Annotated in this window: 1 pseudogene; it reads right to left on the bottom strand. The window is 67.9% G+C overall.

Annotation, left to right across the window (positions count from 1 at the left end):
* A pseudogene (locus tag AQJ64_RS44935) lies at positions 1-502 on the bottom strand (ADP-ribosyltransferase); the annotation flags it as partial.

Raw genomic sequence — 502 nt, 5'->3', positions numbered from 1 at the left:
ACCAGCGCCTTGCCCGTCTCCTTCATCGCGGTACGCGAATCACGGATCCAGGACGGCAGCTTGTCGTCCGGGATGAGCCAGAACGCCGTACCGACACCCGGGATGGACGCCAGCGCGAGGCCCGTGGCGAGTTGCGCCAGGCCCTTCCAGGCCTGGCCCATCGCGTCCCAGCCGCCGAAACCGACCAGCGTCCCGAGGCCCTTGATGGTGCCCCAGACGCCGTCCACGATCAGGCCGTCCCAGACGAAGGACTTCACCCAGTGGCCGACCTCGTACCAGTGGTGCTTCTCCTCCACCGGGTCGCCCCAGGGAAGCTTCGCGTTCTTGAGGTCCTCGGCGTTGAAGCCGTACTGGTCCTTGCGCTCCGAGCCGTCGCCCGCGACCATCTGGGTCCCGCCCCAGATCGCGGTGATCTTGTTGTGGCAGGTCCGCTCCGCCGCCCAGAACGCCGCCACCGTCGCCGTGATGTCGTCCCGCAACCGGTTGTGCTCGTCGACCTTGT

The sequence above is a fragment of the Streptomyces griseoruber genome (genome assembly GCF_001514205.1).
GTDB lineage: Bacteria > Actinomycetota > Actinomycetes > Streptomycetales > Streptomycetaceae > Streptomyces > Streptomyces griseoruber.
Note: the sequence above shows the minus strand (reverse complement) of the source record. Positions and strands in the feature narration are given on the sequence as shown.